This window comes from uncultured Croceicoccus sp. (assembly GCF_947496385.1).
Classification (GTDB): Bacteria; Pseudomonadota; Alphaproteobacteria; order Sphingomonadales; family Sphingomonadaceae; genus Croceicoccus.
This window is the reverse complement of record NZ_CANMCP010000002.1, coordinates 87,268-112,601: the sequence shown is the minus strand read 5'-3', so window position 1 is coordinate 112,601 and position 25,334 is coordinate 87,268. Positions and strand designations below refer to the sequence as shown.

General features: G+C 66.1%; 22 protein-coding genes. 9 read left to right on the top strand and 13 right to left on the bottom strand.

Going from position 1 to position 25,334, the window contains the following annotated elements; translation table 11 throughout:
* Positions 1–15: 15 nt before the first annotated feature.
* From Q0897_RS04175 to Q0897_RS04140, 8 genes are all read right to left on the bottom strand, one after another.
* Entirely contained in the window at positions 16–1,116 is a 1,101-nt protein-coding gene (locus tag Q0897_RS04175; RefSeq protein WP_299307748.1) for a TrbI/VirB10 family protein, read from the bottom strand.
* Positions 1,116–1,910 carry a TrbG/VirB9 family P-type conjugative transfer protein gene (locus Q0897_RS04170; RefSeq protein WP_299307747.1) on the bottom strand — a complete coding sequence of 265 codons (795 nt, stop codon included), beginning with the start codon at positions 1,908–1,910 and terminating at the stop codon, positions 1,116–1,118. The genes Q0897_RS04175 and Q0897_RS04170 overlap by 1 nt, the downstream gene beginning before the upstream one ends.
* Entirely contained in the window at positions 1,907–3,073 is a 1,167-nt protein-coding gene (locus Q0897_RS04165; protein ID WP_299307745.1) for a type IV secretion system protein, read from the bottom strand. Before Q0897_RS04165 ends, Q0897_RS04170 begins: the two co-directional genes overlap by 4 nt.
* On the bottom strand, positions 3,070–5,490 hold the full coding sequence (locus Q0897_RS04160) for a VirB4 family type IV secretion/conjugal transfer ATPase (protein ID WP_299307743.1): 2,421 nt from the start codon (positions 5,488–5,490) through the stop codon (positions 3,070–3,072). Before Q0897_RS04160 ends, Q0897_RS04165 begins: the two co-directional genes overlap by 4 nt.
* 14 nt (positions 5,491–5,504) lie before the next feature.
* A complete protein-coding gene (locus Q0897_RS04155; protein WP_202085460.1) occupies positions 5,505–5,789 on the bottom strand; it encodes a VirB3 family type IV secretion system protein in 285 nt (94 codons plus the stop codon).
* Between the two features lie 4 nt (positions 5,790–5,793).
* Positions 5,794–6,123, bottom strand: a complete 330-nt coding sequence (locus Q0897_RS04150; RefSeq protein WP_299307740.1) for a TrbC/VirB2 family protein — start codon at positions 6,121–6,123, stop codon at positions 5,794–5,796.
* Positions 6,124–6,128: 5 nt separating this feature from the next.
* Positions 6,129–6,734 carry a lytic transglycosylase domain-containing protein gene (locus tag Q0897_RS04145; RefSeq protein ID WP_299307738.1) on the bottom strand — a complete coding sequence of 202 codons (606 nt, stop codon included), beginning with the start codon at positions 6,732–6,734 and terminating at the stop codon, positions 6,129–6,131.
* 224 nt (positions 6,735–6,958) lie between these two features.
* Entirely contained in the window at positions 6,959–7,333 is a 375-nt protein-coding gene (locus Q0897_RS04140; RefSeq protein WP_299307737.1) for a hypothetical protein, read from the bottom strand.
* A gap of 263 nt (positions 7,334–7,596) precedes the next feature.
* Here Q0897_RS04140 and Q0897_RS04135 point away from each other — a divergent pair, with 263 nt between their 5' ends.
* Both Q0897_RS04135 and Q0897_RS04130 read left to right on the top strand, forming a co-directional pair.
* Positions 7,597–9,159, top strand: coding sequence for a hypothetical protein (locus Q0897_RS04135; RefSeq protein ID WP_299307735.1), 1,563 nt, complete (start codon positions 7,597–7,599; stop codon positions 9,157–9,159).
* Positions 9,160–9,272: 113 nt separating this feature from the next.
* The gene (locus Q0897_RS04130) at positions 9,273–11,999 is read left to right on the top strand and encodes a TonB-dependent receptor (RefSeq protein WP_299307734.1); all 2,727 of its coding nucleotides are present in this window, start codon (positions 9,273–9,275) and stop codon (positions 11,997–11,999) included.
* Between the two features lie 104 nt (positions 12,000–12,103).
* On the opposite strand, the gene Q0897_RS04125 is transcribed toward Q0897_RS04130, so the two are convergent.
* Complete coding sequence (locus Q0897_RS04125) at positions 12,104–12,778, bottom strand: response regulator transcription factor (RefSeq protein WP_299307733.1); 675 nt, start codon at positions 12,776–12,778, stop codon at positions 12,104–12,106.
* A 358-nt stretch (positions 12,779–13,136) separates the two neighbouring features.
* Between Q0897_RS04125 and Q0897_RS04120 the strand changes: the two genes are divergently transcribed.
* The 4 genes from Q0897_RS04120 (at position 13,137) to Q0897_RS04105 (ending at position 17,185) form a co-directional block, all read left to right on the top strand.
* Positions 13,137–14,057 (top strand): alpha/beta fold hydrolase, encoded by a 921-nt coding sequence (locus Q0897_RS04120; RefSeq protein ID WP_299307732.1) that lies wholly within the window; start codon positions 13,137–13,139, stop codon positions 14,055–14,057.
* Between the two features lie 106 nt (positions 14,058–14,163).
* A complete protein-coding gene (locus Q0897_RS04115; RefSeq protein WP_299307730.1) occupies positions 14,164–15,300 on the top strand; it encodes an 8-amino-7-oxononanoate synthase in 1,137 nt (378 codons plus the stop codon).
* Positions 15,297–15,935: a dethiobiotin synthase gene (bioD, locus tag Q0897_RS04110; protein WP_299307728.1), complete on the top strand. Its 639-nt coding sequence runs from the start codon at positions 15,297–15,299 to the stop codon at positions 15,933–15,935. Before Q0897_RS04115 ends, bioD begins: the two co-directional genes overlap by 4 nt.
* Complete coding sequence (locus tag Q0897_RS04105) at positions 15,932–17,185, top strand: adenosylmethionine--8-amino-7-oxononanoate transaminase (protein WP_299307726.1); 1,254 nt, start codon at positions 15,932–15,934, stop codon at positions 17,183–17,185. Before bioD ends, Q0897_RS04105 begins: the two co-directional genes overlap by 4 nt.
* Before the next feature lie 19 nt (positions 17,186–17,204).
* On the opposite strand, the gene Q0897_RS04100 is transcribed toward Q0897_RS04105, so the two are convergent.
* Positions 17,205–18,602, bottom strand: coding sequence for a sigma-54 dependent transcriptional regulator (locus tag Q0897_RS04100; RefSeq protein ID WP_299307725.1), 1,398 nt, complete (start codon positions 18,600–18,602; stop codon positions 17,205–17,207).
* Positions 18,595–19,155 carry a heme NO-binding domain-containing protein gene (locus Q0897_RS04095; RefSeq protein WP_299307724.1) on the bottom strand — a complete coding sequence of 187 codons (561 nt, stop codon included), beginning with the start codon at positions 19,153–19,155 and terminating at the stop codon, positions 18,595–18,597. The genes Q0897_RS04100 and Q0897_RS04095 overlap by 8 nt, the downstream gene beginning before the upstream one ends.
* A gap of 254 nt (positions 19,156–19,409) precedes the next feature.
* On the opposite strand from Q0897_RS04095, the gene Q0897_RS04090 reads away from it, so the two are divergent.
* From Q0897_RS04090 to Q0897_RS04080, 3 genes are read left to right on the top strand one after another with little or no spacing between them, the layout of a single operon-like run.
* A complete protein-coding gene (locus tag Q0897_RS04090; RefSeq protein ID WP_299307723.1) occupies positions 19,410–20,654 on the top strand; it encodes a polysaccharide biosynthesis/export family protein in 1,245 nt (414 codons plus the stop codon).
* 16 nt (positions 20,655–20,670) lie between these two features.
* Complete coding sequence (locus tag Q0897_RS04085; protein WP_299307721.1) at positions 20,671–22,089, top strand: hypothetical protein; 1,419 nt, start codon at positions 20,671–20,673, stop codon at positions 22,087–22,089.
* Complete coding sequence (locus tag Q0897_RS04080) at positions 22,044–23,393, top strand: O-antigen ligase domain-containing protein (RefSeq protein ID WP_299307719.1); 1,350 nt, start codon at positions 22,044–22,046, stop codon at positions 23,391–23,393. The genes Q0897_RS04085 and Q0897_RS04080 overlap by 46 nt, the downstream gene beginning before the upstream one ends.
* On the opposite strand, the gene Q0897_RS04075 is transcribed toward Q0897_RS04080, so the two are convergent.
* Together Q0897_RS04075 and Q0897_RS04070 are read right to left on the bottom strand one after the other, a co-directional pair.
* Positions 23,350–24,336, bottom strand: coding sequence for a glycosyltransferase family 4 protein (locus tag Q0897_RS04075; RefSeq protein WP_299307718.1), 987 nt, complete (start codon positions 24,334–24,336; stop codon positions 23,350–23,352). The genes Q0897_RS04080 and Q0897_RS04075 overlap by 44 nt on opposite strands.
* The gene (locus Q0897_RS04070) at positions 24,333–25,319 is read right to left on the bottom strand and encodes a glycosyltransferase family A protein (RefSeq protein WP_299307716.1); all 987 of its coding nucleotides are present in this window, start codon (positions 25,317–25,319) and stop codon (positions 24,333–24,335) included. The genes Q0897_RS04075 and Q0897_RS04070 overlap by 4 nt, the downstream gene beginning before the upstream one ends.
* Between the last annotated feature and the right edge of the window lie 15 nt (positions 25,320–25,334).

The window sequence follows — 25,334 nt, the reverse complement described above, 5'->3', positions numbered from 1 at the left end:
GCAGGATCGCGGCATTCATTTCGTCACGGTCGAAAAATCGAGATCGCGCGCGGTGAACACGCGGATCGGTTCGCCCTGCCGGACGCGCACGGTCGGGCCGATCTTGCCGTTTTCCTGCACGGCGGCCGCCGCCGCGCTCTGTCCGCCGCCCAGCACGACCGAAGCGCCGCCCGTGCCCATCGCCGACAATCCACCCACGACGGAGAGGAGCATCGCCGATCCGAACCGCTTGAAGAAATGGCTGTCGACCTTGCCGCGCAGGCCCGTCGTGCCATCGAAGCCGGTCGCGGGCGAGCCGATATTGACCGACACGCCATCGGGCCGGATCAGCCGGGTCCAGATGACATAGGCGCGTTTCTGACCGGCTTGCAGCCCGCTTTGATACTGCCCGATGAGCCTGCTGCTGCGCGGGACGAGCACGCGGCGGCCGTCGAAACTTTTCACGTCCTGGCTGACCACGGCGCGGACGTATCCGGGCACGTCGGTGTCGATCGCGGTTTCGAGGATCGCGGGGATCAGCGTCCCTTGCGTCACCGTCGTGCCGGGGTCGACCATGCGGGCGGCTTGTGCCGGGCCGCCGCCGACACCGCCGATGCGGCTTGCGAAATCGGACGCGGAATTGCCGGCTGCCGCGGTGTCGCCCGGTGCCGGCGCGCCGACCGGAACCGACGGTGCACCGCCCGCATCGAAGACGAGCGTCGGGCTGCTATAGCGATTGGCGGCGGGACCGGTCGCGGTCTGCGGCGGCGCGGAAAGGACGGGCGCGGGGGCCGGATCGGCTTGCTGCATCGCCATGGGCGCCGTCGCGGGCGGGGCGTCCGGCACGGTCAACGGCACGTCGACGGGCGCGGTCGCAACGGTTTCCGGCGGCGCGGCGACCGGTGCAGGGGCGGGCTGTTCGATCCGCGCGCTGTTCATGCCCCAAAGCGTGAACGCACCCAGCAGGCCGACGATGGCGACGCCTGCGGCCAGGCCGAGCCCGTCGGACTTGCCCCTGCGCTGCGTGACGGCGGGAAAGGAATTGCGGCTGGCGAGGTCGATGATTTCCGCGCTTTCGGTTTCGCGCGGGTCGACGTCATTGGCAGGATGGGCGGGAAGCCGGGCAGCGGGGCGCATCAGTTCTGCTCCACAATTGCGCGGTCAGCCGCGCGGGCGAGCGCGCGATCGCTGAGCTTGCGCGGCGGGCGCGGCGGCCCGTTGTTCACGAGAAAGGCATCATTGTCGCCGGAACGCAGGATGATTTGCGCAGGAACGCCGTCGATGATGATGTTTTCGCCCCGGACGGCAAAATTGACCGGGCCTTCACGCCCGTCGGCATTGGTGACGAGGATGGCGGGCACCGCGCGCCCCTGCGGCCAGGCGAGATAGGTCACCTCGCCATCGTCATAGGCGCGTTCGGGCAGCAGCGCGGCATCCCCGCTGCGCCCCCATGCGAAGTTCAGCAAGGCCGGATCGGTCACGGCGAGCGGATCGGTCGCGGCCTGCATCTCGACCGAACCGGGCGCGGCGGCCATGCGGGCGGGGGCGTCCTCCTCCGGCTCTTCGGGATAGGCGAAGCGCAATTGATACAGAGGTTTGGCCCGCGGACTTGCGACAAGATCGAAGTAATAGGTGCGGCGATCGGTGACGACGGTCATGTTGGTCGCCGCCGTCGGTTCGAGCGGTTTGACGAACAGCAGATTGGCGCGCTTGTTCGGCGTGACCTGCCAGCTTGCGGAATCGCCGATGGCCACATTCTCGATTTTCTCGTCATCGGCAAAGGCGACGGTCGCCTGCACATTGGTGCGGCCTTCGATGCGGACGACGGCACCTTCGTCATACATGCGGGTGACGAGGCGCGGATCGTCGGCGCGGGCGGGCGCGGCCATCGTCGCGGCGACAAGGGCGAGCGTGCAAAGCAGGCGGATCATTTCAACTTCTCCGTGGAGCGGGCGGGCGCGCTGCGAAAGCGGCTGCCGATGCCATGGGCGCGGGACCGGCCCGCGTTCGCGACGGGCTGGCCGGCGGAATGCGCGGTGTGGGCGGTGATGCGGATGTCGCGCGCCGTCGGGGCGGGCGGGGTGCTGCCGAACCGGTCATTGGCGGGGGCGGGAACGGGAATGGCCTGCGCGATGCGGCGGTCGGTGCTTACCGCGGGCGCCGGCGGCGGCGCGGACGCGGCCGGGGCAGGCAGGGCGGCACCGGATTGCGCGGCGGCGGTAGTGCGGCCCTCCGCCCCGGTCGCGGCCAGCCCGAACACGTCCCAGCCGGCGACCATCGCCGTCGCGGTCTTCATCGCCAGCATCATCAGCGCGACATGCACCGCCCCGATCAGGAAGAACCCCATCGCCGCGCGCGGGTCGATCTGACCCGGCGTCTGGCCCAGCGCATTGAGCACCGGCACCGCGAGTTCGAGCATCATTCCGCCGCCCAGCACCGCGAACAAGGGCGCGATGGCGAGCAGGACCAGGCCCTTCAACCAGCCCGCGAACAAGCCGCGCGTGCCGGGAAACAGCGCCATGACCACGAACACCGGCCCCACCGCGACCAGCACGGCGAGTGCGATCCGCGTCGTCACCAATATGCCCACGGTGCCGAGGAGCAGAAGCGTCGCACCGAGCCAGAGCAGGCCCGGCGGGGAGAACATGCTCATGTCCTGCTGCTGCTCCGGCCCGGCGATCTGCCCGATCGCGGCAAAGGCGATGTCGATCTTGTCGGCAAAGGCGATGGTGGCGCTGCCCTCGCTCCCGGTGATGATCGAGGCGATCTGATCCGGCGCGCCGGTGGCAAGGGTCCACACCACGCTCTGATACGCGACCCAGCTCGTCGCGAAGGTCAGCACGAGGCCCAATGTCATCATGCGTGGGGTCAGTGCGGCAACGCCGATCCGGCTGCGCCCGGTGAGCAGGCCGAACGCAAACAGCGCCACGAACAATGTGAGCAGGATCGTGAGCGCCGGGACCAGCGCGCCGCCCGCCCCGAACAGGCGCCCGAAGGCGGCCTGCGTCGTGTCGGCGGCGAGGCAATCCACCCCGCGCAGCGCGGCGGCGATGCCGTTGCCGACATTGTCCAGTTCGGTTGCGCAGCCGTTCATTCCGCCGCGTTCCACAGCGCGAAATCATCGGCGCTTCCGCCCGGCCACGGCTGTCCCGTCAATTGCGGGTACCAGTGCGCGGGATCGTCGCCGACCGATGCGCGGATACGGTCGAGATTGCGAACGATGCTCTCCCGGCCTGAGAGCACGGTGAGCACTTCCGGCGCGCCGGAGAGGTCGAGCCGCACCACGACCGAGGCATCGGGTTGCCGCACGAGGAAGCAGCGCGAATGGGCCGGCAATCCCTTGATCAATGCAAGCTCGTGTTCGGTCAGGCCGAAGCCATCGCAATAATCTTCCGCCCGCGCGCGCGAATTGGGCATGAAGATCATTGTCGCGGTCTGTTCGACCAGCGCGGTGGAAATCCGGCTGTCGAGTGCGTCGCGCGCGCTTTGCGTCGCGAAACCGACCAAGGCGTTCCGTTTGCGCAGCGTTTTCAGCCAACCGCGGATGCGCGCGGCAAACACCTCGTCGTCGAGCGCCTTCCACCCTTCGTCGATGAGGATCATCGTCGGTTGCCCGTCGAGCCGTTCCTCGATCCTGTGGAATAGATACATCATCACCGGCGTGCGCAGGCGCGGATTTTCGAGCAGCGCCGTCATGTCGAAGCCCAGCACGCGGTTCGTAAGGTCGAGCCGGTCGACATCGTTATCGAACAGCCAGCCATGCTCGCCATCCTCGATCCACGGGGACAGCCGGTCGGCCAGATCGCCCGGCATCGGACGGCGCGCGCCCGACAGAAGCTCGCGGAAATGGCGCAGGCGACGCAGGCGTGCATCATTGGCATAGGCGGCATCGACCGCCTGCGCGATGGTGGCAAGTTCTTCCGGCCCTTCGGCCTTGAGCATGAGGCCGAGCCAGTCGCGCAGGAATGCGCGATTGCCTGCCGTATCGGGCAGGGAGAGCGGGTTGAACCCCGTCCGCTCACCCGAAGAAATGCGGTCGTAGCGCCCTCCAATGCCGCGCACGAACACCTCCGCGCCGCGATCCTTGTCGAACAGGATGGTGCGGGGCTCGAACTTCTGCGCCTGCGCGGCGAGGAAATTCATCACCACCGTCTTGCCCGAACCCGACGGCCCGATGACGGAGAAATTGCCGAGGTCGCCGCTGTGGAAATTGAAGAAGAACGGCGTCGCGCTCGTCGTCTGCAACAAGGTGACGGCATCGCCCCAATGGTTGCCGTCGGCCTGACCCAGCGCAAAGCCATGGAGCGAGCCAAAGCCCGCCATGTTCGCGGTCGAGATCATCGCCCGGCGCACGAGATAGCCTTCATTGCCCGGAAACTGACCCCAGAACGCCGGTTCCAGGTTCACGTCCTCCCGCACGGCGATTGCGCCCGTATCGGCGAGCGCGGCGGCGGCGGCGGCGGTCATGTCGTCGAGCGCGGAAAGCCCGCCGGCACGGATGAGCACAGTGAGGTGATGGTCGCCAAACCCCGTCGCCCCTGCGCCCAGGGCGTCGCGCGCGGACAGCATCTCGGCCCGTTCGGCGGCCGCTTCCTCGTCCGCGCTGCGCAGGCGGCGCAGGGCAAGATCCATGCGTTCGCGCGCGGTCTGACGCTCTGTCGGGGCGTAGCTTTCGGTGACGACCATCTCGCACGGGAGGCGGAGCAGCCCGTCGAGCAGGCCGGGCGATGTCGCGTCGGGATAATCTTTCAAAGAGAGCATCGCGGCAAAATCGCTGCCCCCGCCGCCGCGCAGTTCCATCGCGTCGAGCCCGAAGCTGACCCGGCGATAGGGCAGCATGTGGCCGATGTCGGTATCCTCGGCCGGGCGGCGCACCGGGCGCATTTCGCCATTATAGACCGCGCTCAACAATTCGAGGATCTCGCTGTTCACGCGGCCCTCGCCGGCGTCATAATCGCCGAGCAGGCGCGCGCCATAGGCGCCGAGCGATGCGGCCATGCCGGTGATCGCGGCACGAAGGGCGCGCAGATCCTTGGGATCCGCCTCCACCTCGCTCCGGCGGCGGCGCAGCATGCGGGCGGCCTTTTCCGCCAGCCCCGCCTTGCCCCGCGCAGGCCGGCGGATCAGCGTGACGAACTGATCATTCACGAACAGCGATCCATCGGCGAGCCGTTCGCGCCAGCGCGCGTCGATATGGGCCGACAGCGGATCGGCGAACTCGGCATCGAGATCGACCGACACCCGCCGCCGCACGACATGGTGATAGAGCACGAAACGCGCGTCCAGCACGGAGCGCAGCATGACCTCACGCGCGGCGGCATGGGCGTTCAGCGCGTCGCTATCCTCGGTCTCGAACAGCAGGCCGGGCACCTGCATCGCCATCATCAGCGACCCATCGCGCAGCATCACGCAATGTTCGTCCACCTGCCGCGCATAGGGCAGCCGATCGCCCGCGCGGGCTTCCTTCTCGCTCCACCCGGCGGCGCCGATCCATTTGCGTTGCTTTGCCATGAATGCGTGCCTCCTCAGGCGGCGTAGCTGTTGCAGCCCCAGCGTTTCCAGTTCTTCACCCGCGGGCACCGGCTCACCTTCGTCAGCCAGAGATCGAACACGCGCGGTTCGCGAAGACACGCGAAATAGCCGACGCCGTGGATCGCCAGCGCCGCGGGCAGGGCGAGAAAGCTCCCGGTGATCAGGAACAACTCGGTCGTGACGGCGGCATTGATGACGAAGAAATTATAGGTCACGCCGCCGAACATCTGCGGCCGCGTCAATGCGCGATGCACCGGATGGCGGGACAGTGCCGTCATGGCGTCAGCCCACCGCCGCGGTCGATTGAATGCCCGAGACGATCGAAGCCGCACCGAACAGGATGAAGCAGCCCAGAATGACGGTGCCCCCGAATTTCCAGTTCATCCGGCCCGTGAGCATCATGAAGCCGACCGCCGCAACCGCCATCACCGCCACCGCGGTGGCGACATTGCCGAGCATCGTCCCCTGAAGCCAAGCGAGCGCGGACACGATGGGACCGGACCCCTGCGGATCGGCACCTTGCGCCATCGCCGTGCCGGGGAGGGCGAACGCGAGCGCGGCGACGAGCCGTGCGAAGGGGCGGGTGAACATGCGGGAAAGAGCGGCAGACATGGCAATCATCTCCGGGAATGGTCGGACAGGCGGCCCATGACGGCCGCGACATAGGTTTGGGTTTCGCGAATGCGGGGCACGCCGCCGGCGCGGATCACGCGGCCCGGCCCGGCGTTATAGGCGGCAAGCGCGCGTTCGATATCGCCGTCGAAACGGTCGATCTGTTGCCGGAGGTAGCGCGCGCCGCCTTCGAGATTGGCGAAGGGATCGTCGGCATTCACGCCGAGGTCGCGGGCCGTGCCCGGCATCAATTGCGCAAGGCCGCGCGCCCCGACGGGCGAGCGTGCATCCTCGCGCCAGCGGCTTTCCTGCCAGACGAGCGCCTCGATCAAGGCGGGGCTGAGGTCGAAGCGCGCCGATAATTCGTGCACCTTCGCGGCATAGCGCGCAGGCAGCAATGCGGCATGATCGGCAATGTTCGCAAGTGCGGCGCCCGGCACGGCGGGAGCCTCTTCATCGAGGCCGGGCGCGGCGCCATCGTCGGCCGCCATCAGATCCCCGGCGATCCAGCGATGGCCGTCTGCGGAAACCTCCATGACATCGGCGCATGCGGGCATGGCCGGCACGCAAAGCGCCAAACCCAGTCCCAATATGCCACGCGCAAGAATCATGAATGCCTCCCTTGAGGAGGCGAATGAACCCCGTTGATGACACGCGTGTGACAGGCTCGCGTTCAGAGTGCGGGATGAAAAACCCGCTTATTAAAGAAGCGTTCCCGAACGCCGGCGCTCGGGCGGACGCTACACCCCGTCATATGGCGCGGCAGGCGTCACTATCCGCGCAAAACGGCAATCGCCGGCGGAGCGACACGCGCATCCGCCGGTACGATTTAAGGTCAGTCGGCGGTGGCGAGCCGTTCGCCAGCGGAAAATTCGCCACGCTCCAGCATTGCAAGCGCACTGCGGGCGAGCACCTTGCTGTCGACCCACTGACCGCTCGCCGTTTCGAGGGCGAAGCGGTCGGCATTGTTCGCAGCAGCCTCGAACATGGTGCGGGCGGCGGCGGTGTCGTCCTGCCGCGCATAGGCGATGCCGAGGTTGATGAGGCGGGCGGGATCATCCTCGGCCAGGGCCTCGTTCGCTTCGATCTGGCGGATGGCGGCGGCATCCTGTCCGGCGCGCATCGCTTCATAGGCGACATCGACACGCTCCGCGCCGATCGCGGGGGCGGGGCTCAGCATCAGGGTGAGGGCAAGGGCGGCAAAAGCCATGGCATTTCTCCATCTCGGTCTTCTTATTGAAACCGATTTTGCGCCGCGTCGCCGGTCTGTGCAATCAAAATGTCACAATGTCATCGAACTGTAACATTCGGCGAAGGAGGGGTCGCCATGGGCGATTTGCGTCCGCCGCTCATTCTCGTCCGAATTATCAGACGAGCGCAAAGAAACTGTCACAACGCGCATCTAGGTCCGCCTTCGCGAAGCCGAATTCGCAGGATTTGATTCTCGGTTTTTACTTGAGGGGGACCGCCGCCGTGACCACTATTTCCCGTACGCTCGTTCTTGGCTGCAGCATGCTGGCGCTGGCCGCCTGCGGGCCGGAGGACATCGCATCGCCCGGTACGGGCGGCAATGTCATCATCAACAATCCGGCGCCCACGCCCGCGCCGACCCCCACGCCCACGCCGGGCGGTTCGGTGACGGCCGCGAACGGCTGTCCCACGATCGCCGATGCGCAGGGTCTTTCCGACGAAGGCACGATCTCCGGACCCACCGGCGAATATCGCGTCTGCGCGATGCCGGCGCGTTTCAACGCGTCCTCCACGCTGCCCTATGTCGAAGGGCTGCTCTATCGCATGGCGGGCCGCGTCGACGTCGGCACCGATGGCGGGCCGACCGCCGATGCGAGCGACGGCGCCACCGACAGCAACGTGACGCTCACCATCGAGCCGGGCGCGATGGTCTACGCCAGCGGGTCGTCGTTCCTGATGGTGAACCGCGGCAACAAGATCAACGCGGTCGGCACGGCCTCGCGCCCGATCCTTTTCACCAGCCGCGACAACGTGCTCGGCCTCAACAACGAAAACTCCTCGGGTCAGTGGGGCGGCGTCGTGCTCGCGGGCCGCGCGCCGGTGACCGACTGCATCGCGCCGGGCGCGACTCCGGGTACCACCGGTTGCGAACGCCAGGTCGAAGGCGCGGCACAGCCCGCATTGTTCGGCGGCGCGACCCCCGACGACAGCTCGGGCCGGATGAGCTACGTGCAGATCCGCTATTCGGGTTTCGTCCTGTCGGGCGACAGCGAGCTTCAGTCGCTCACCACCGGCGGCAGCGGCTCGGGCACGCAGCTCGACCATATCATGTCCTATAATTCGTCCGATGACGGCGTCGAATTCTTCGGCGGGCGCGTCAATCTGAAGAACCTGATCGTGGTGGGTGCCGAGGACGACTCGATCGACACCGACACCGGCGTGAAGGCCAATCTGCAATATGTCATCGCGGTGCAGCGCGAAGGCGCCGGCGACACCATCATCGAGGCGGATTCCAGCAATGGCCTCGAAAATTCGACCCCGCGTCAGAACACGCAGATTTCCAACGCGACCTTCGTCCACCGCAATGCCTCGTCGAGCCAGGCGATCCGCATCCGCGGCGGCGCCGATTATGCGCTGGTGAACAGCGTCATCGTCGCGCCGAGCGGCGTGCCCTGCATCCGCCTCGACGATGCGGCCACGATCCAGACCTCCGGCGCGGACGAGAAGGGCGCACCGCGCTTCAATTCGGTCGTGCTCGATTGTGCGACCAATTTCCGCGACGGCGGCGATGTCAGCGCAAGCCAGGCGCAGGCGATCTTCGATGCCGGATCGAACAACAACAAGGATTTCACCAACACCCTTTCGATGCTGTTCATCAACGGCTCCAACGAAAATGGCGTGGTGGCCTTCAACCCGACTGCATTGTCCAGCTTCTTCGACAATGCGAACTTCGTCGGTGCCGTGCGCGACACCGCGAACAACTGGACCACGGGGTGGACCTGTAATTCGGCGGCGATCAGCTTCGGCAGCAATGTCGGCACCTGCACCAGCCTGCCGATCTACTGAGGACGCGCAGCCGGAAAGGGGGCCGTCCGCGCGTCGGGCGGCCCCACGCTGCATCCCGCGTCGCACACGCGACTATCTGTTTTCGGACCTGTAATTTGAGGGGGTCTTACACCATGTCCACCGGCTTTCAGCCTTCCGGCAGGCGGCTCGCAGGGCTGCTGCTGCTTTCATCCGCGATGGTCCTGCCCGGCGCCGCGCTGGCCCAGGGCACCGGCGGACCGCCCACCACCGGAGAAGGCGCCATCCCGCCGCGCCCATCCGCGGACAACGACCTCACCGATCAGGTGCAGGGCGTCGACGGCGAACCGATCGAGGATGGCCTTGATCAGTCCGACATTTCCATTCCGGGCGGCGGCGGCGCGATCGTCGTGACCGGCCGCCGCATCCGCGACGTGTCGCGCGCGAGCACGCAGGTGCTCTCCGTCCTGTCGGCAGAACAGATCGCACGCACGGGTGAGGGCAACATCGCCGGCGCGCTCAGCCGCGTGACCGGGCTTTCCATCGTGGGCAACGGCAATGTGTTCGTGCGCGGCCTGGGCGATCGCTACTCGCTGGCGCTGCTCAACGGCTTGCCCCTGCCCAGCCCGCAGCCGTTGAGCCGCGTGGTCCCCCTCGACATCTTTCCGACCAATATCGTCGCCTCGTCCCTGGTGCAGAAAACCTATTCGGCGAATTTTCCCGGCGAATTCGGCGGCGGCGTCATCAACCTCACCACCCGCGCGGTGCCGACCGAAAGCTTCCTGCGGATCGGCGGCGGGGTCAGCGGCGACACGCAGACGACCGGCAATGACGGGTACAGCTATTACGGCTCCGACATCGACGCCTTCGGCTTCGACGACGGCACGCGCGACGCGCCGCCCGCGCTGCAGGATTTCTTCGACAGCGGCGCGCGCCTGTCCGACCTCGGCGTGGACCAGGCGGCCATCGCGAAACAGCTCGGCAACCCCGATCTCGTCGTGGCGCAGCGCCTCGGCAACCTGCCGGTGAACTTCTCCGGTTCGATCACCGGGGGCACCGGTTTCGACGTGTTTTCGGATGGCAGGCTCGGTGTGATCGCGACCGCCTCGCTCAGCAATAGCTGGCGCAACCGGGCGATCATCTCGCAGACGGCGGTGAACGCCGACCTCGATCTCAACACCGATTTTCGCGATTACACCACCGACAACCGCATCGTCGTGAACGGGCTTCTCGGTTTCGGGCTGGAGATTGGCGAGCATAGCTTCCGCTGGACCAATCTCTATATCCGCGACACGCTCAAACAGACGCAGATTTCGGTCGGCGATGAGTTTCAGTCCGGCTTTTCCAAGCAGATTCAGAACAATGGCTGGTTCGAGCGGCAATTGCTCGACACGCAATTCGTGGGCGAGATGGAGTTCGGACGGCTCGAAATCGACCTGCGCGGCGGCTATGCGCAGACGCAGCGCGAGGCGCCGTACGAATACAGCTTCGAATATGTCCGCACGAACGAGCCGAACGATCCGTTCGGCGACCTGTTCGTTAACGTGCTCGACCGGCAGCGCGGCTCGGCGTCCGTGACCTTCTCCGAATTGAAGGAAGACCTTTACTACGGCGGGCTCGATTTCGGGTATGAATTGTCCGACTGGCTGCGGGCCAGCGTCGGCTATGCCTATACCGATACCGACCGCTATTCCGAACGGCGCGAATTCCTGTTCAACGCCTCGACCGATTTTCCCGATGGCGTGGGTGCGCTGCGGCCCGATCTGCTGCTCGGCGATGCGATCATCGATTATTTCGACATCGGCCTCATCGAAAGCACGCAGGCGGATCCCGCCTTTGACGCCGGGCTGACCATCCATGCGGGATATGGGCAATTGCGGGTCAATCCGCTCGACCGCGTGAATCTCGACATCGGCGTGCGATATGAAGACGCGGATCAGACCGTGAACCCGGTCGAGCTGTTTGCCACGCCCACCAATTCGGGCAGCAGCACCGCGCTCGCCAATGATTATTTCCTGCCCGCCGCGACCCTCACCTTCGAGGCCAGCGACGATTTGCAATTGCGCGTGGCTGCATCGAAGACCATCGCCCGGCCGCAATTTCGCGAGCTGATCTTTCAGACTTACTACGATCCCGACACCAATCGGCAGTTCAACGGCAATCCGTTCCTGATCGACAGCGAGCTGATCAATGCCGAGGCGCGGGCGGAATATTACCTCGGCGGCGGCGACCGGATCTCGATCGCCGGTTTCTACAAGGATATCGACAACCCGATCGAGGCCTATTCCAGCTTTTCCGACAATGCGCAGGTCACAAGCTTCGCCAACGCGCCCAAGGCCACGCTCTATGGCGCCGAACTCGACCTGCAATATAGCAAGGACCTGTTCGGCCTTGGCGAGGCGTTCGCGACGAAGCGCGCGGTGATCGTCGCCAACTACACCTATACGAAGTCCGAAATCAAAGTCGGCGAGGGCGACGTGACGCAGGTATTCCCGCGCGGCGGGCAGCCGGCGTCGAACTATTTCCGCGATGGCGCTGCGCTCACCGGACAGTCGGACCATCTCGCCAATCTGCAACTCGGGCTGGAGGACATCGACCGGTTGCAACAGTTCACGCTGCTCTTCTCCTACGCCAGCAAGCGCGTGACGAGCCGCGGCACCAATGCGCTTCCCGACATCCTCGAAAATCCGGGGTTGAGCGTGGATTTCGTTGCGCGCGAGGAGGCGGATTTCATGGGCGTGCCGGTGCAATTGAAGTTCGAGGCGCGCAACATTACCGGGCGCGACCATTTCGAATATCAGTCGAACGGCGAAAACCGGATCGAGATCAACACCTACGAAGTCGGGCGCAGTTTCGCCCTAAGCGCGTCGATCGAATTCTGAATATTTGGGGCGGGGCCGGCATCGGTTCCGCCCATTCTTGCCACGCATGAAAAAGCCCCGGCGCGCAGGCGATCCGGGGCTTTTTCATGCGCGTTCGTGGCGGGTCACGGCATGTCGAAGACGTAACCCATCGATCGCACCGTTCGCAATGGATCGCCGGCCCCTGCGCATTTGAGCGCGCGGCGCAGGCGACCCACCCATACATCGACAGTGCGTTCGTCGATCGGCGGTTCCTGCTTTCCCAATCCGCCAATCAGCTGCGCCCGGGAAAACACGCGATTGGGATTTTCGGCAAAGTAGCGCAGCAGGCGAAATTCGTTGGGCCTGAGGTCCACGGGCGTGCCGTCCCACCGCGCCTGCAGCGCGCCGAGGTCGATGACCAGATCGCCGCGTTCGACGATATTGGCCGCATGGTAATTCTGTCGCCGCGCCTGGAGCGCGAGCACGCGGTCGAGCAGGTCGTTGCGATCGACCGAGCCGATCATGTAATCGTCGGCCCCGGCGCGAAGGGCGCGCCGCCTGTCGCCGGCATCGTCCTGTTCGAGGATCATCGTCACGTGGGCATGGTCCATGCGCGGATCGGAACGCAGGCGCCGGCACATTTCCAGCCCCGACATTTCCGGCATGACCCAGTCGATGAAAGCCCAGACCGGCCCTTCGACAAGGCGCTGCGGCCCGTCGCAGCCAAGATGGTCGAAAACGAACCGCTGCGAGCCATGCACGAAGTCGCCCGTTGCAGCGATCTGTGTCGCTGTCGTGAAGATATTGACTACGTCCATGATCGAAATCCCCGCCTTGCCGCCCGTTAGTGCCGCGCACTTATGACGGGTTTGTGACGAACCCGGCGGGTTTCGCAGCGATACGGGAACGCGGGCACAGGATTGCAGCGGCCCGGCTTCCCACGGGTACGCGGCGTGCCGAATGAAAGCGTCGATCCCGGTTCCATATGAGGCGGGCAAGAGACTTGCGAGGCGCCAACCTTTCACGATAGCCTGCATGCCGGATCGAGTTTTCGACGCTTCGGAGAATGCACACATGCGCAGCTTTCGCCCCGCCTTACCGCCGCGGTGCCGTGCCGTCCTTGCGCTTTTCGGTGTGCTAACCGGGTTATCGCTTGCCCCCGCCGCGTCGGGAACGGTGTACCCCCCCCAACGCGAAATCGAAGCGCCGGGGCCGCAAGGGATGCTGCACGGAACGTTCCAGAACGTCGGCAACGATAACGCGCCCGTTGTATTGATCGTGCCGGGATCCGGCCCGACCGACAGGGATGGCAACAGCCCCGCCGGGATCAAGGCCGCTAGCTATAGCAGGCTCGCCAGCTGGCTGATGATAAGGGGCATCGCCAGCGTGCGCATCGACAAGCGCGGCATGTTCGCAAGCGCCGACGCCATCGCCGATCCCAATGCGGTGACCATGGGCGATTATGCCGACGACGTGCATGCGTGGACAAAGGCGATCGTGGCGGGAACGGGTGCGCCTTGCGTCTGGGTGATGGGCCATAGCGAGGGCGGCACGGTCGCGCTTCTCGCCGCTGCCCATGCGGAGGGCGAGGCGGCGCGCAACATCTGCGGCGTCATTACGCTCGCGGCGCCGGGCCGTCCGCTGGGCACGATCATGCGCGAACAACTGAAGGCAAACCCGGCCAATGCCCCGATACTGGACGATGCGCTGGGCGCGATTGCCACGCTGGAGGAAGGCCGGCGCGTCGATACGGACGGTTTCCACCCGGCGCTCGCCGCCCTGTTCGCCCCCGCGGTGCAGGGGTTCCTCATCGACAGCTTCGCCATCAATCCCGCAGCGCTCATCGCAGAGATTTCGAAACCCGTCCTCATCGTGCAGGGCGAAGAGGATATTCAGGTCACGCCCCGCGATGCCCGATTGCTGCACGCGGCAAAGCCCGATGCGACGCTCGCGCTGCTGCCGGGGGTGAACCATGTGTTGAAAGACGTGCCGCCGGGGGATCGCGCCGCCAATATGGCAAGCTATGCCAATCCCTCCTTGCGGATTGCGCGCGGCGTGGTCGATGCGATTACCGGCTTCGTGATGGAGCACCGCTGAACGCCATTTCGCCGCGACGACAAAAGGAGTGAGGGGGTTGTGAATGCGCGGCGCCCGCCTATTGCGGGGCGGGCGGACATCGGCGCATCGACGCAGATCGCGAGGCATGGGGGAGCGAGAGGTGACATTGCCGCAATTCTACGCGCAGGATCTCGCCCGGCTCGACACGATGGCGCGCCGCCGTGGGCTCGCCCTGCCGCGCGGGCGGGATTTTTCCTCCAACGATTACCTTGCGCTGGCCGGGTCGGATGCGCTGCGCGATGCGGCGATGCGTGCGCTCGAACGCGGGGTGCCGATGGGCTCGGGCGGTTCGCGCCTGCTGCGCGGGCACAGGGCGGAACATGCGCGGGTGGAGGAGGATGCCGCGCGATTTTTCGGGTCGGAGGCGGCGCTGTTCATGAGCACGGGTTTTGCCGCGAACAGCCTCCTGTTTTCCACGCTCCCGCAGAAGGAGGACTGCATCTTCCACGATGCGCTCATCCATGCCAGCGCGCATGAGGGGATGCGACTGTCGCGGGCGGAGCGGCGCGGCTTTGCCCATAATGACGTGGACGCCGCCGCCGACGCGATCGCACAATGGCGCGCATCGGGCGGGTCCGGCACGCCGTGGATCGCTTTCGAAACATTATACAGCATGGATGGCGACATCGCGCCGGTTGCCGAATTTGCGGCGCTGGCGCGGGCGGTCGGCGCCATGCTGTTCATCGACGAGGCGCATGCCGTCGGCGTTTACGGGCCGCAGGGGCGCGGGCTGGCATCCGGTTTGCAGGGGGAGGAACACGCGATTGTGCTCGCCACCTGCGGAAAGGCGCTGGGCTGCGAAGGGGCCTTGGTGCTGTGTTCGGATGTGATCCGCGACTTCCTCATCAACCGGGGCCGGGGGTTCATATTTTCCACCGCGCCGTCGCCATTGATGGCCGCGGTGGTCGGCGATGCGCTGCGCCTGATTGCGGGAGGGGACGACCTTCGCCAGAGGCTGCGCACACGGGTGCAGGGCGCGGCCGATCGGTTCGCCGCGCTCGGCATCGTGCTCAGCGGGTCGCAGATACAGCCTGTCGTTATCGGCGAGGAAGCACGCACGATGGAGATCGCCGCCGCCTTGCAGGCCGAGGGATTCGACATCCGCGGCATTCGCCCACCCACCGTGCCGGAGGGGACCGCACGGCTGCGTCTCTCGATCACGCTCAACAGCGACGAAGAGGATATGGACGCGCTGATTCAGGCGATGGAGCGGTTGTTGTGAGCCGCACGATCGTCGTCACCGGCACCGACACCGATATTGGCAAGACCGTCTTTGCCGCCGGGCTGACCGCCGCGATAGGTGCGCATTACTGGAAACCGGTGCAGGCCGGGCTGGACGATGGCAGCGACAGCCGGACGGTCGAGACGCTCGGCGTGCCGGCGTCGCGCATCGTGCCAGAGGCGTATCGCCTGACGACGCCCTGTTCGCCCCATCTCGCGGCGGAGCGTGACGGGGTCGAGATCGATCCGGCGCGGCTGACGCTCCCGACGGTGGATGGCCCGCTCGTGGTGGAGGGGGCGGGTGGCGCGCTGGTGCCGGTGACGCGCGGGCTGCTCTATGCCGATCTGTTCGCGCGGTGGGGCGCGCCGGTGGTCATCGTCGCGCGGACCACGCTCGGCACCATCAATCACAGCCTGCTCACCATCGAAGCGTTGCGCAGCCGCGCTGTGCCGATCCTCGGCATCGCGTTCGTGGGCGAGGAGGTGGAGGATAGCGAGCGCATCATCTGCGCCTTGGGCGGCGTGCGCCATCTTGGGCGGTTGCCGCATCTCGCCCCGCTCGATGCGCAGACCTTGCGCGCGGCGTTCGCGAACGGTTTCGATGCGAGCGGTTTCGGCAGGGAGGCATGGGCATGACAGGCTCCCCGATCTGGCACCCCTTCACGCAGCATGGGTTGAACGAACCGATCCCGCGCGTCGCACGGGCGGAGGGCGCCATGCTTTATACCGATGACGGGCGCGACATCGTCGATGCGATCTCGTCATGGTGGGTGACGACGCACGGCCATGCCCATCCGCGCATCGCCGCCGCCATCGCCGAACAGGCCGCCCGGCTCGACCAGATTATTTTTGCCGGATGGAGCCACGAACCGGCGGAGCAGCTTGCCCGTTCGCTCCGGGCCATCATGCCGGAGAGCCTGACGCGTGTGTTCTTTTCCGATTCCGGCTCCACCTCGGTCGAGGTCGCGTTGAAAATGGCGCTGGGCTACTGGCTCCACCGGGGGGAGGCGCGTCACGCGATCGCGGTGATGGAGCACGGCTATCACGGCGATACGATCGGCACCATGTCGGTCGGCGCGCGCGGCACGTTCAACCGCGCTTACGAACCCTTGCTCTTCGACGTGACGAGCATCCCCTTTCCCGCCGCCGGAGCAGAGAAGGCTACGCTCGACGCGCTCGATGCCGCGTGCGCGGCCGGGGCGGCGGCCTTCGTGGTCGAACCGCTCGTGCTCGGCGCGGGGGGCATGATGATGTATGGCGCCGATACGCTGGCGCAGATGCGGGCCATTTGCGCGGCGCATGGGACATTGTTCATTGCGGACGAGGTGATGACCGGGTGGGGCCGGACGGGAACCATGCTGGCGTGTGAGCAGGCCGGCGTGGTGCCCGACATATTGTGCCTTTCCAAAGGGTTGACCGGCGGAGCAGTCCCCCTTGCCGTCACCATGGCGAGCGAGCCTGTCTATGCCGCGCATCTGTCGACCGACCGGGGGCGCATGTTCTTTCATTCGTCGAGCTATACCGCGAATCCCGTGGCCTGCGCGGCGGCGAACGCCAATCTCGCCATCTGGCGCGAGGAGCCGGTGCTGGACAGGATCGCCACCCTGTGCGCGTGGCAGGCGGCGCATCTCGATACGCTTTCACGGCGAAGAGACGTCGCGAACATACGCCGCTGCGGGACCATTGCGGCATTCGACGTGGGCGATGAGGGTGGTTATCTGTCCGATCTCGCCCCGCGCATGATGGGCCTGTTTCGCGAACGGGGCGTGTTGCTGCGCCCGCTCGGCAATACGGTCTATGTCATGCCGCCCTACTGCATCACCGCGGCTGAACTCGACCGGGTTTACGCGACCATTGCCGAGGTGCTCGACGTGGTCGGAACCTGAACCGCGGGGTAAGCGGCGCTCACGAAACAGTGCGCCATTTCTCCATCTTGCGGTAAAGGGTCGAGGCGCTGACATCGAGTTCACGGGCCGCGCGCGTGAGGTTTCCGCCATGGCGCGCGATGGCGCCCTCGATCGCATCGCGTTCGATCTGCGCGAGGGTCCGCCCCGCGAGGTCGAACGAACCGTTGTGAGGCGCCGGAGATGGTCCGGCGGGCGGGGCATGGAACGCCGCGCCACCGGCGGAGATTGGCGGCGGCGGCTTGATTTCATATGCCGTCGGGGCGTGCAGCTCGATCGTGTCGCCCGGTGCGGTGACGATCGCGCGGCGCAGCGCGTTCTGCAATTCGCGGACATTGCCCGCCCATGGATTGGTCAGGATCGCCGCGCGGCTGTCGGCGGTCAACCGCATGGGGCCGCGCCCTTCCTCGCGTGCGATGCGTTCGGCCAGCGTTTCGGCGAGCAGCATCACATCCTCGCCCCGTTCACGCAGCGGCGGCAGTGCAATCGGAATGACGTTGAGGCGATAGAACAGATCCTCCCGGAACCGTCCCTCGGCCATTTCGGTATAGGGGTCGCGATTGGTCGCGCACACGATCCGCACGTCCACCGGCTCCACCTGCGCCGATCCGACGCGCTGTATCATCCCGGTCTGCAGAAAGCGGAGCAGCTTGACCTGAAGCTTCAGCTCCATCTCACAAATCTCGTCGAGGAAGAGCGTGCCGCCATCGGCTGCCTTGGCCGCGCCGATGCGGTTTTCGACGGCGCCGGTAAATGCGCCTTTCACATGGCCGAACAATTCGCTTTCAAGCAGGTTTTCCGGAATCGCCCCGCAATTGATGGCAACGAAGGCCTTGTGCCGGCGGCGCCCTGCGGCGTGGAGTGCCTCGGCCGTCACTTCCTTGCCCGTGCCGCTTTCGCCGGTCACGAACACCGCGGCGCGCGAATCCGCGATCTGTGCGATGGTCTCGTACACCTTGCGCATGGCGGGCGACCGCCCGACGAAACCGTGAAAGCCCGGCCCGTCGGGAAGCTTTTCCACCGCCGGTTCGGTATCGGGCGCATGTTCGACCGCCGCCTGGATCGTGGACAGGAGCCGCGCGCCCGCGACCGGTTTCACCAGGAAATCGAACGCACCCGACCGCATGGCCGCGATGGCGCGCGAGAGCGAGCCATCCGAGGTGACCACGACGAAGGATGGCGCCCCTTCCGCCTTTTCACCGAGCAGTTCCAGCCCGTCGCCATCCGGCAATTGCAGGTCGAGCAACGCAGCTGCGAACGACCCCTTCGATAGCTGTTCGCGCGCCTCGGCAAGCGTGGTGGCAAGCGTGACCACATATCCCGCCTCCTCGAGCTGTGCGACATAGCCCAGCGCGAGGGAGGCGCTGTCCTCGATGATGAGAACCGAGCGATCAGCCATGGGCGGCGCTCGCCTCGACCGGGCCGGATATGGCGAATGAAGCCGCCGTCCCGTCGTCCGAGAGGCCGATCCAGTCGAGGCTCCGCGTATCGCCGAAATGTTTCATTGCGCCCGCGACGAGACCATGGGCGATATGCGCGAATGGACGGTGCGAAGCGTAGGTTATGACAAGCGTGTCGCCCTCGTTGCGGGTGACGACGGATGGCGGGCTGGATTCGGGATAGAGGACGCGCACTTCCTGGTGAATATGGGCGTTGATATGCGAGAGAAGCGCCTGCGCGCTCGAATATCGGCTCACGATATCGGCATAGAGTACGGTGAACCGTCCGAACAGAAACTCGCCGAAAGCCCGGCACAACGCGTTCACGTCGTTCCCGCTGAGATCGGCCGCCGCGACGACGATCTGCACGGCTTCCTCCCATGGGTAGTAACCAATGCGCGAATAGGCGCCGCCATGGGGAAGATCGGCTTGCGAGAGGACTTGCTCTGCAAAAAGCGGCCCCCCCGTTTCGTCCAGAAAATCGACCAGCTCGGTATAGACCACGCCCCGCATGAAAGCTCCTCAACAATTGCAGACGGCGGAATACATGCAAGTTCCATACCATCGCCACCGCCGCGCAAATAGGCCAGTTCCTCGCGAGACGACCGTCGCAATTTGCAAAAGAGTGATGCAAAATGCAACGATCCTTTCGCATTTTGCATCAGGTTGCGTTGCATTTCGCACTCGGCACCCATCACGCGCCCGAGCGGCACGGTTTGGCACGGCTCTTGAATAACAGGGGCAAACGCCAACACGGAGCCTTTGCCATGCCCATTTCCGCTTTCCGAAAAGGAGCCGCAGCCGCCGCCATGGCGGCGGCGCTCGCCGGGTGCATGTCCGGACCGACGCCGAGCAATTATGAAACCGCGCTCTATGCGCCGCAGCAGCTTGGCACGGGGCGGGCGGGGCATCCGCGCGGCGATTGGGTGGCGGCAGCGCCGGTTGCGCGCGGTGCGCCGGCTTGCGACTGGCGCGTGCCGCGCGAACTCGACACTTATCGCCGGGCGCGGGTGGAGGAATTTGCCGACATCAACGCGCCGCTCGCGCCCGGCGACCGGGTTGCGATCCGGGTCATGGGCGATCCGGACGGCCTGTCGGGCACCTATGTCGTCGCGAGTGACGGCACCGTCGACCTGCGCGGGATTGCCCCCACCCGCGCGGTCGGCGGATCGCCCGAAATGTTGCAGGACCGGCTGCGCGCACGGCTCGTCGCGGCCAATCTGGTGCGCCCGCTTCGCAATGCTGTTTCGGTGTCCCTGATCGAGGCGGCGGGCGTTTCCGTCGCGGTGAGCGGCGCGGTCTTCGAACCGCACGCGGTCCGGGCAGGCGAGCGGTCGCCGGAGCTGCGGGCCGCCGGCGCGGGTGGCATCGCGGGCGACGACAATATCGGCCGCAACGTGTCGGCCGCCATTCGCGCGGCCGGCGGGGTGCGCCCCGACGCCGATGTGCAGCGTGTCTATCTCATTCGTGAAGGCCGCTATGTCGAGCTCGACCTGTCGGGCCTCGTCCAGGGCTGGGCGAGCCAGGATATTCCCGTGACGTCGGGCGACCGCATACTTGTGCCGAGCCGGAGCTGCTTCGATGCGGGTCTCGTGCGTCCGACACCGCTGACCCCGCCGGGTATCCGCGTCTACATGTCGAACCTCACGCGCAGCGCGAACAACAATGCCGGCGCCGCCATCGGCGAGAAGACCACTTCGCTGCCCTATGGCACACGCCTGCTTCAGGCGCTTGTCGCGGCAAACTGCGTCGGCGGAAGTTACATGCAGTCGGACCGGCGCGCAGTGCTCATTTCGCGCAACCGCATCAACGGGCGCAGCGTCGTCATCGAACGCGACATCGAAAGCCTTGTCCGCGATGCGAGCCGCGATGCGGACGATCCCTATCTCATGCCGGGCGACGCCATTGCCTGCTACGACAGCCGCTGGACCAATCTGAGCGAGGCGATCGGCGTCGTATCGCAGGGGATCGGTGCCGTCACGCCGGCCATCCTCCTCGACAACGCATTGTAAGCAGGCGCGCGCGACGATGGACATGACCGGCCACCCCTTCGCTTCCAGCCGCCGTCTCGAACGGTTGTGGCTCGTCGTGCGCGACGGATTGCCGTCGGTGGGGCGCTACCGACGCTATCTCGTGGCGCTGTCGGGGCCGCTGGCTGCGATCTGGGGGCTGACGTTTGCGTATCTGGCCGTCGCGCCGGACCGGTTCGACAGCAACATGACGTTGATCCTGCCGGGGACGGGCGTGGGCGGATCGATGAACGTGGAATCCATCGGCCAGGCAACCTCGATGACATCGTCGGCCTTTTCCAGTTCCACGCTCAGCCCGACCGAAAATTACAAGCGTCTGCTCACCTCGGACGTTGTGCTGCGCGATGCGGCGCGCCGGGCAGGCGAGGATGAAGGCAGTTTTCCGTCACCCGCGATCAAGCTCATCGACCAGACAAACCTGATCGAGGTCGAAATGTCTGCGGGCGCGCCCGAAAAGGCGCAGGGCCGGATGGAGGCCTTGCGCGCCGCGTTTCTCGCCGCACTCGACGATCTGCGCTCGGACGAGGCGCAGCGCCGCGAAAATGCGGATGCTTCGCGCATTGCGGAGCTGGAGGCGAAGGTCGACCGCGCGCAAAAGGCTCTGCTCGCATTTCAGGGGCGCACGGGCCTCGTCTCGCTCGACCAGTTCGCCGGGCGGGTGACCGCGCTCGACCAGCTGCGCGCGAGCGAACGCGACCGCCGCGTCCATCTCGCCGAAAACAGCGCAGGGACCGGGCGGCTCGCCAGGACACTCGGCATAACCCTGCCGCAGGCGCGCATGGCCATGCAATTGAAGGCCGACCCACGCTTTCGCGCGCTGCTCACGCGCTATGCCGACATCGCGACACAGCGGACCGAGCGCGGCGCCACGCTCGGCGATGCGCATGCGGCGATGGAGGAGCTTTCCGTCGAGGATGCCGCCCTTCGCAATGCGCTCGGCCGCCGCGGCGCACAGGTCGCGGGCACGAGTGCCGAGGCCGTGCTGTCCTTCGCCGATCTCGCGGTTTCGGACATGCGTGAAAACCTGTTCGCCACGCTGACCGAACGCGATGCGGGCGTTGCGGGTCATGCCGCCGCGCTCGCCGAGCTTCGTCGGCAGATCGGCGCGCAGAATGCCAGCACGCAGGAGCAGGTCGAGCAGGCATCGCGCCTCGCCAGCCTGCTGCGCGACCTGCGCGTCGCGGAGGCGGTGTTCAGCTCCGCTCTGGCCCGGCTCGACACGAACAAGTCTGACCCCTTTGCATCCTACCCGCTGGTTCAGACGCTGGAAGAGCCGTCATTGCGCCGCGAACGCTCCTCGCCTACGCCGATGCTTGCTATCATCGGGGCGATCGCCGCATCGCTGATCACGCTCATGGGGTTCATGCTGATATGGCTGCGCCAGCCCATCATCCGGAAACTGCTGCCGAACGTCTGATCGCGCGCAGCATTACCGCGACCTGGCTGCTCTGGCTGATCGGAGGGTTGTATATTGCAGGGCCGGTGATCGGCTGGGCGCTGACCGGGATGGTCGTCGTCGCGCTTTATCTCGGCCGCAAGAACATCGCCGCCATTCCCGCCACGATCTGGTTGTGGCATGCGGGCATGGCGGCGATGCTCTTGATCCTGTGGGCGGGCCATGCGAATTTCGCGCTCGGCACCGCACAGACGATCAAGAGCAGCATCGGCTGGGCGAAGGGCTGGGCGCTGATCGCGCTGTTCCCGATGGCGGGCGCGGTGCTGGACATACGGCTCCCGGTCATTGCGCGCGCGGTGTGCCGGCTGAGCATGTGGACGCTGCTGATGCTGCCGCTGTTCCTGGCGGCGCCCTTCGTCGGTCTGCCCGAAATGCTCTATGTCTCGCCATTGAAGGCCGTCGGCGGGCCGGGGCCGGAATATTTCGCCACCATTCTCTACACGATCGAGCCGGGGGCGGGCACGCCGCGCTGGCAATTCTTTGCTCCATGGTCGCCGGCGGCGGGGATGGTCGCGGTGGTCTATGTCTTCCTCGCCGCGCAGGAACGGGACCTGTTCTGGAAAGCCATAGGCATCTTTGGCTTCCTCGCCGTGGCGGTCCTGTCGCAATCGCGGCTGGCGCTGGTGGCGATGGTGGCGCTTGTCCCCATCGTGTGGGCGGTTGCGCGGGTGGACCGCGCCGCGGTGTGGTTCATCGCGGCGCCGGTGCTGCTGCTTGTCGGGCTGTTCGCGTCCGACCTCGTGAGCTTTGTCGATCAGCTGATGAGCGATTTTTCATCCGCGCGCGCCGATTCCAGCCGGGTGCGCGCCGCCCTTGGCCGCATCGCGATGGACAGGTGGGAGAACGAGGCGTTCTGGTTCGGGCATGGCATCGTGGAAAGCGGGCCGCATCTCGTCGAATACATGCCCATCGGCAGCCATCACAGCTGGTACGGTCTGCTTTTTGTAAAGGGGCTGGCAGGCGCGCTCGCGCTGGCGGTGCCGTTGGCGGTGACGGTGGCGGTGCTGTTGTGGCGGGCGCGGCTCGGCGCGTTGCATCGCACGGCGCTGTCGATGATATTGATCCTGGTGCTCTATTCGTTTGGCGAGAATCTTGAGATCCTGGCCTATCTGTACTGGCCCGCGCTCATCGTTATCGGGCGGGCACTGGCGTTTCGCAATGCCCCGCCCGATGATGATCCTGCCTTTGCGGAAGATACAGGGGACGACGTGCCGGACACGCTCACCGCGCCGCCCGGTGAAACAGCGCGCGCCAGCTCTCTATGATCCGGTCGTGTTGCGCACGCACGCCGTTGCGCGCCTCCCGCCCCATCTGCTCCACGTCGACATAGGCGAATTCGGCGATGGCGGCGGCGATTTCGTCCGCATCGTTCATCGGACGCACCAGCCCGCCGCCGCAACGTGCCTGTTCGGGGAGCCCGTCGATATCGGCCACGGCAATCGCGCGCCCCGCCATGCGGGCCTCCGTCGCGACGAGGCCGAAGGATTCGAACCGCGAGGGCAGGATGACCGCCTGGCATTTTTCGAGGAACGGTGCCGGATCGCTGCACGCGGGCAGGATCTCGACATTATCCGTGCGCGACGCGCGGGCGCGCAGTTCCGCGGCCAATGGTCCGTCGCCGAACAGCGTCAGCGTCGCCTCGTGCCGGGAGAGGGAGGAGACCGCCTCGATCAGCGCGGCATAGTTCTTTTCCGGCGAAAACCGGCCATAGCTGAGCAGGCGAAGCGGACCCTCGCGCGGGGGCGTTTCGGCGATGTCGAACAGGTCGAAACGCCCGCTCCACGGGTGGATCACCGTCAGCTTGGCCCGCGGCACGCCGACCTCCCTCAGCCATTCCCCCTGCGCGTGCGAGACGGCGACAATTTCGTCCACAAGCCGCGCCGCCAGCCGGATCAGCAAGCGAAAACGTCGCCGCGACGAAACCCGATTGCGTTCGAGCGCGCGTGTATAGCTGTGCTCGACCTGCACGATCCGCGCATGGCGATTGCGCAGGCGCAACGCCGCGAGATAGGGCATCCGGCTCCAGCGTGGCGGCACGTGGATCACGATGAGATCGGCGTCGAGATGGGCCGCATCGCGTGCCGTGCTGCCCATCGCGACGGTGCGCGACGTGGCGTGCAGGGCAATGCGAGGGTGCGAGAACATCGAAAGCGCGCGGGTGACGCCGCCCATCGCGAAATCGTCGAGCAGGTGAACGACCCTGATCATGCCGCGGCCTTCATGTACGGGCGCGCAATGGCGCGGAAACGGTCGGGGCCGGCGAGCCGTGCGACATGGACGGCGGCCCAGGTGGTGAGCGACTTGATCGGCTCCTGCACGAGGATCCGCCGGTCCGAACGAATGGCGCGGCGCATGAAATCATGGCCGAGCGTGCCATTGCCAAGCTGCACGCAGCGCCGCGCGAGATAGCGAAGCTGATACGCGCGGGCCGTATCGCCGAATTGCGCGACGAGGTCGGGCGCGGTACCGCGCAGCGCATCCATCATCCGGGCCCAGCTCGCATATTGCTGCACCACATTGGCCGACAGCGCGCCGCCGATGATCCGGTAATCGGTCAACTGCCCGGCGATCCCGTCGAAACGGATGCCATGACGCGCGATCATGCGCACCCACAGTTCGATGTCCTCCGACTGGCGAAAGCTTTCGTCGAACCAGCATGTGCGGCCCGCCTCGGTCGGATGGGGAAAGGCCACCGCGTCGAGTGCGCTGCGCCGGATGACGGGTGCGCTGCCGTTGCCGACCGGGTTGCGGCACAGGATATCGCGCGCGGTGATCGCGTTCAGTTTCGGCTTCATCGCGACGCGCAGGACATTGCCGTTGCAATCGATGAGGCGCGAGCCCGAGAAGCTGACGCCGACATCGGGATTGGCCTCGAGGTGGATGTAGTGCAGCATCAGCTTTTCCCGGTTCCAGCGGTCATCGGAATCGAGCAGCGCCACGTAAGGCGCGCGGGCATTCGCGATGCCGGTGTTGCGTGCGCCGGGCAATCCGCGGTTCGGCTGCGAAACGATGCGGATGCGCGGATCGTCGAAACCGCGGACGAGAGTGAGCGAATTGTCATTCCCGCCATCGTCCACCACGATCAGTTCGAAATCGGTGAAACTCTGATCGAGGACGGAGCGGATCGCCTCCTCGACATAGGCTTCGACGTTATAAACGGGCATCACGACGGACATACGGGGAAGGGTCATGGGTGTATCCTTTCT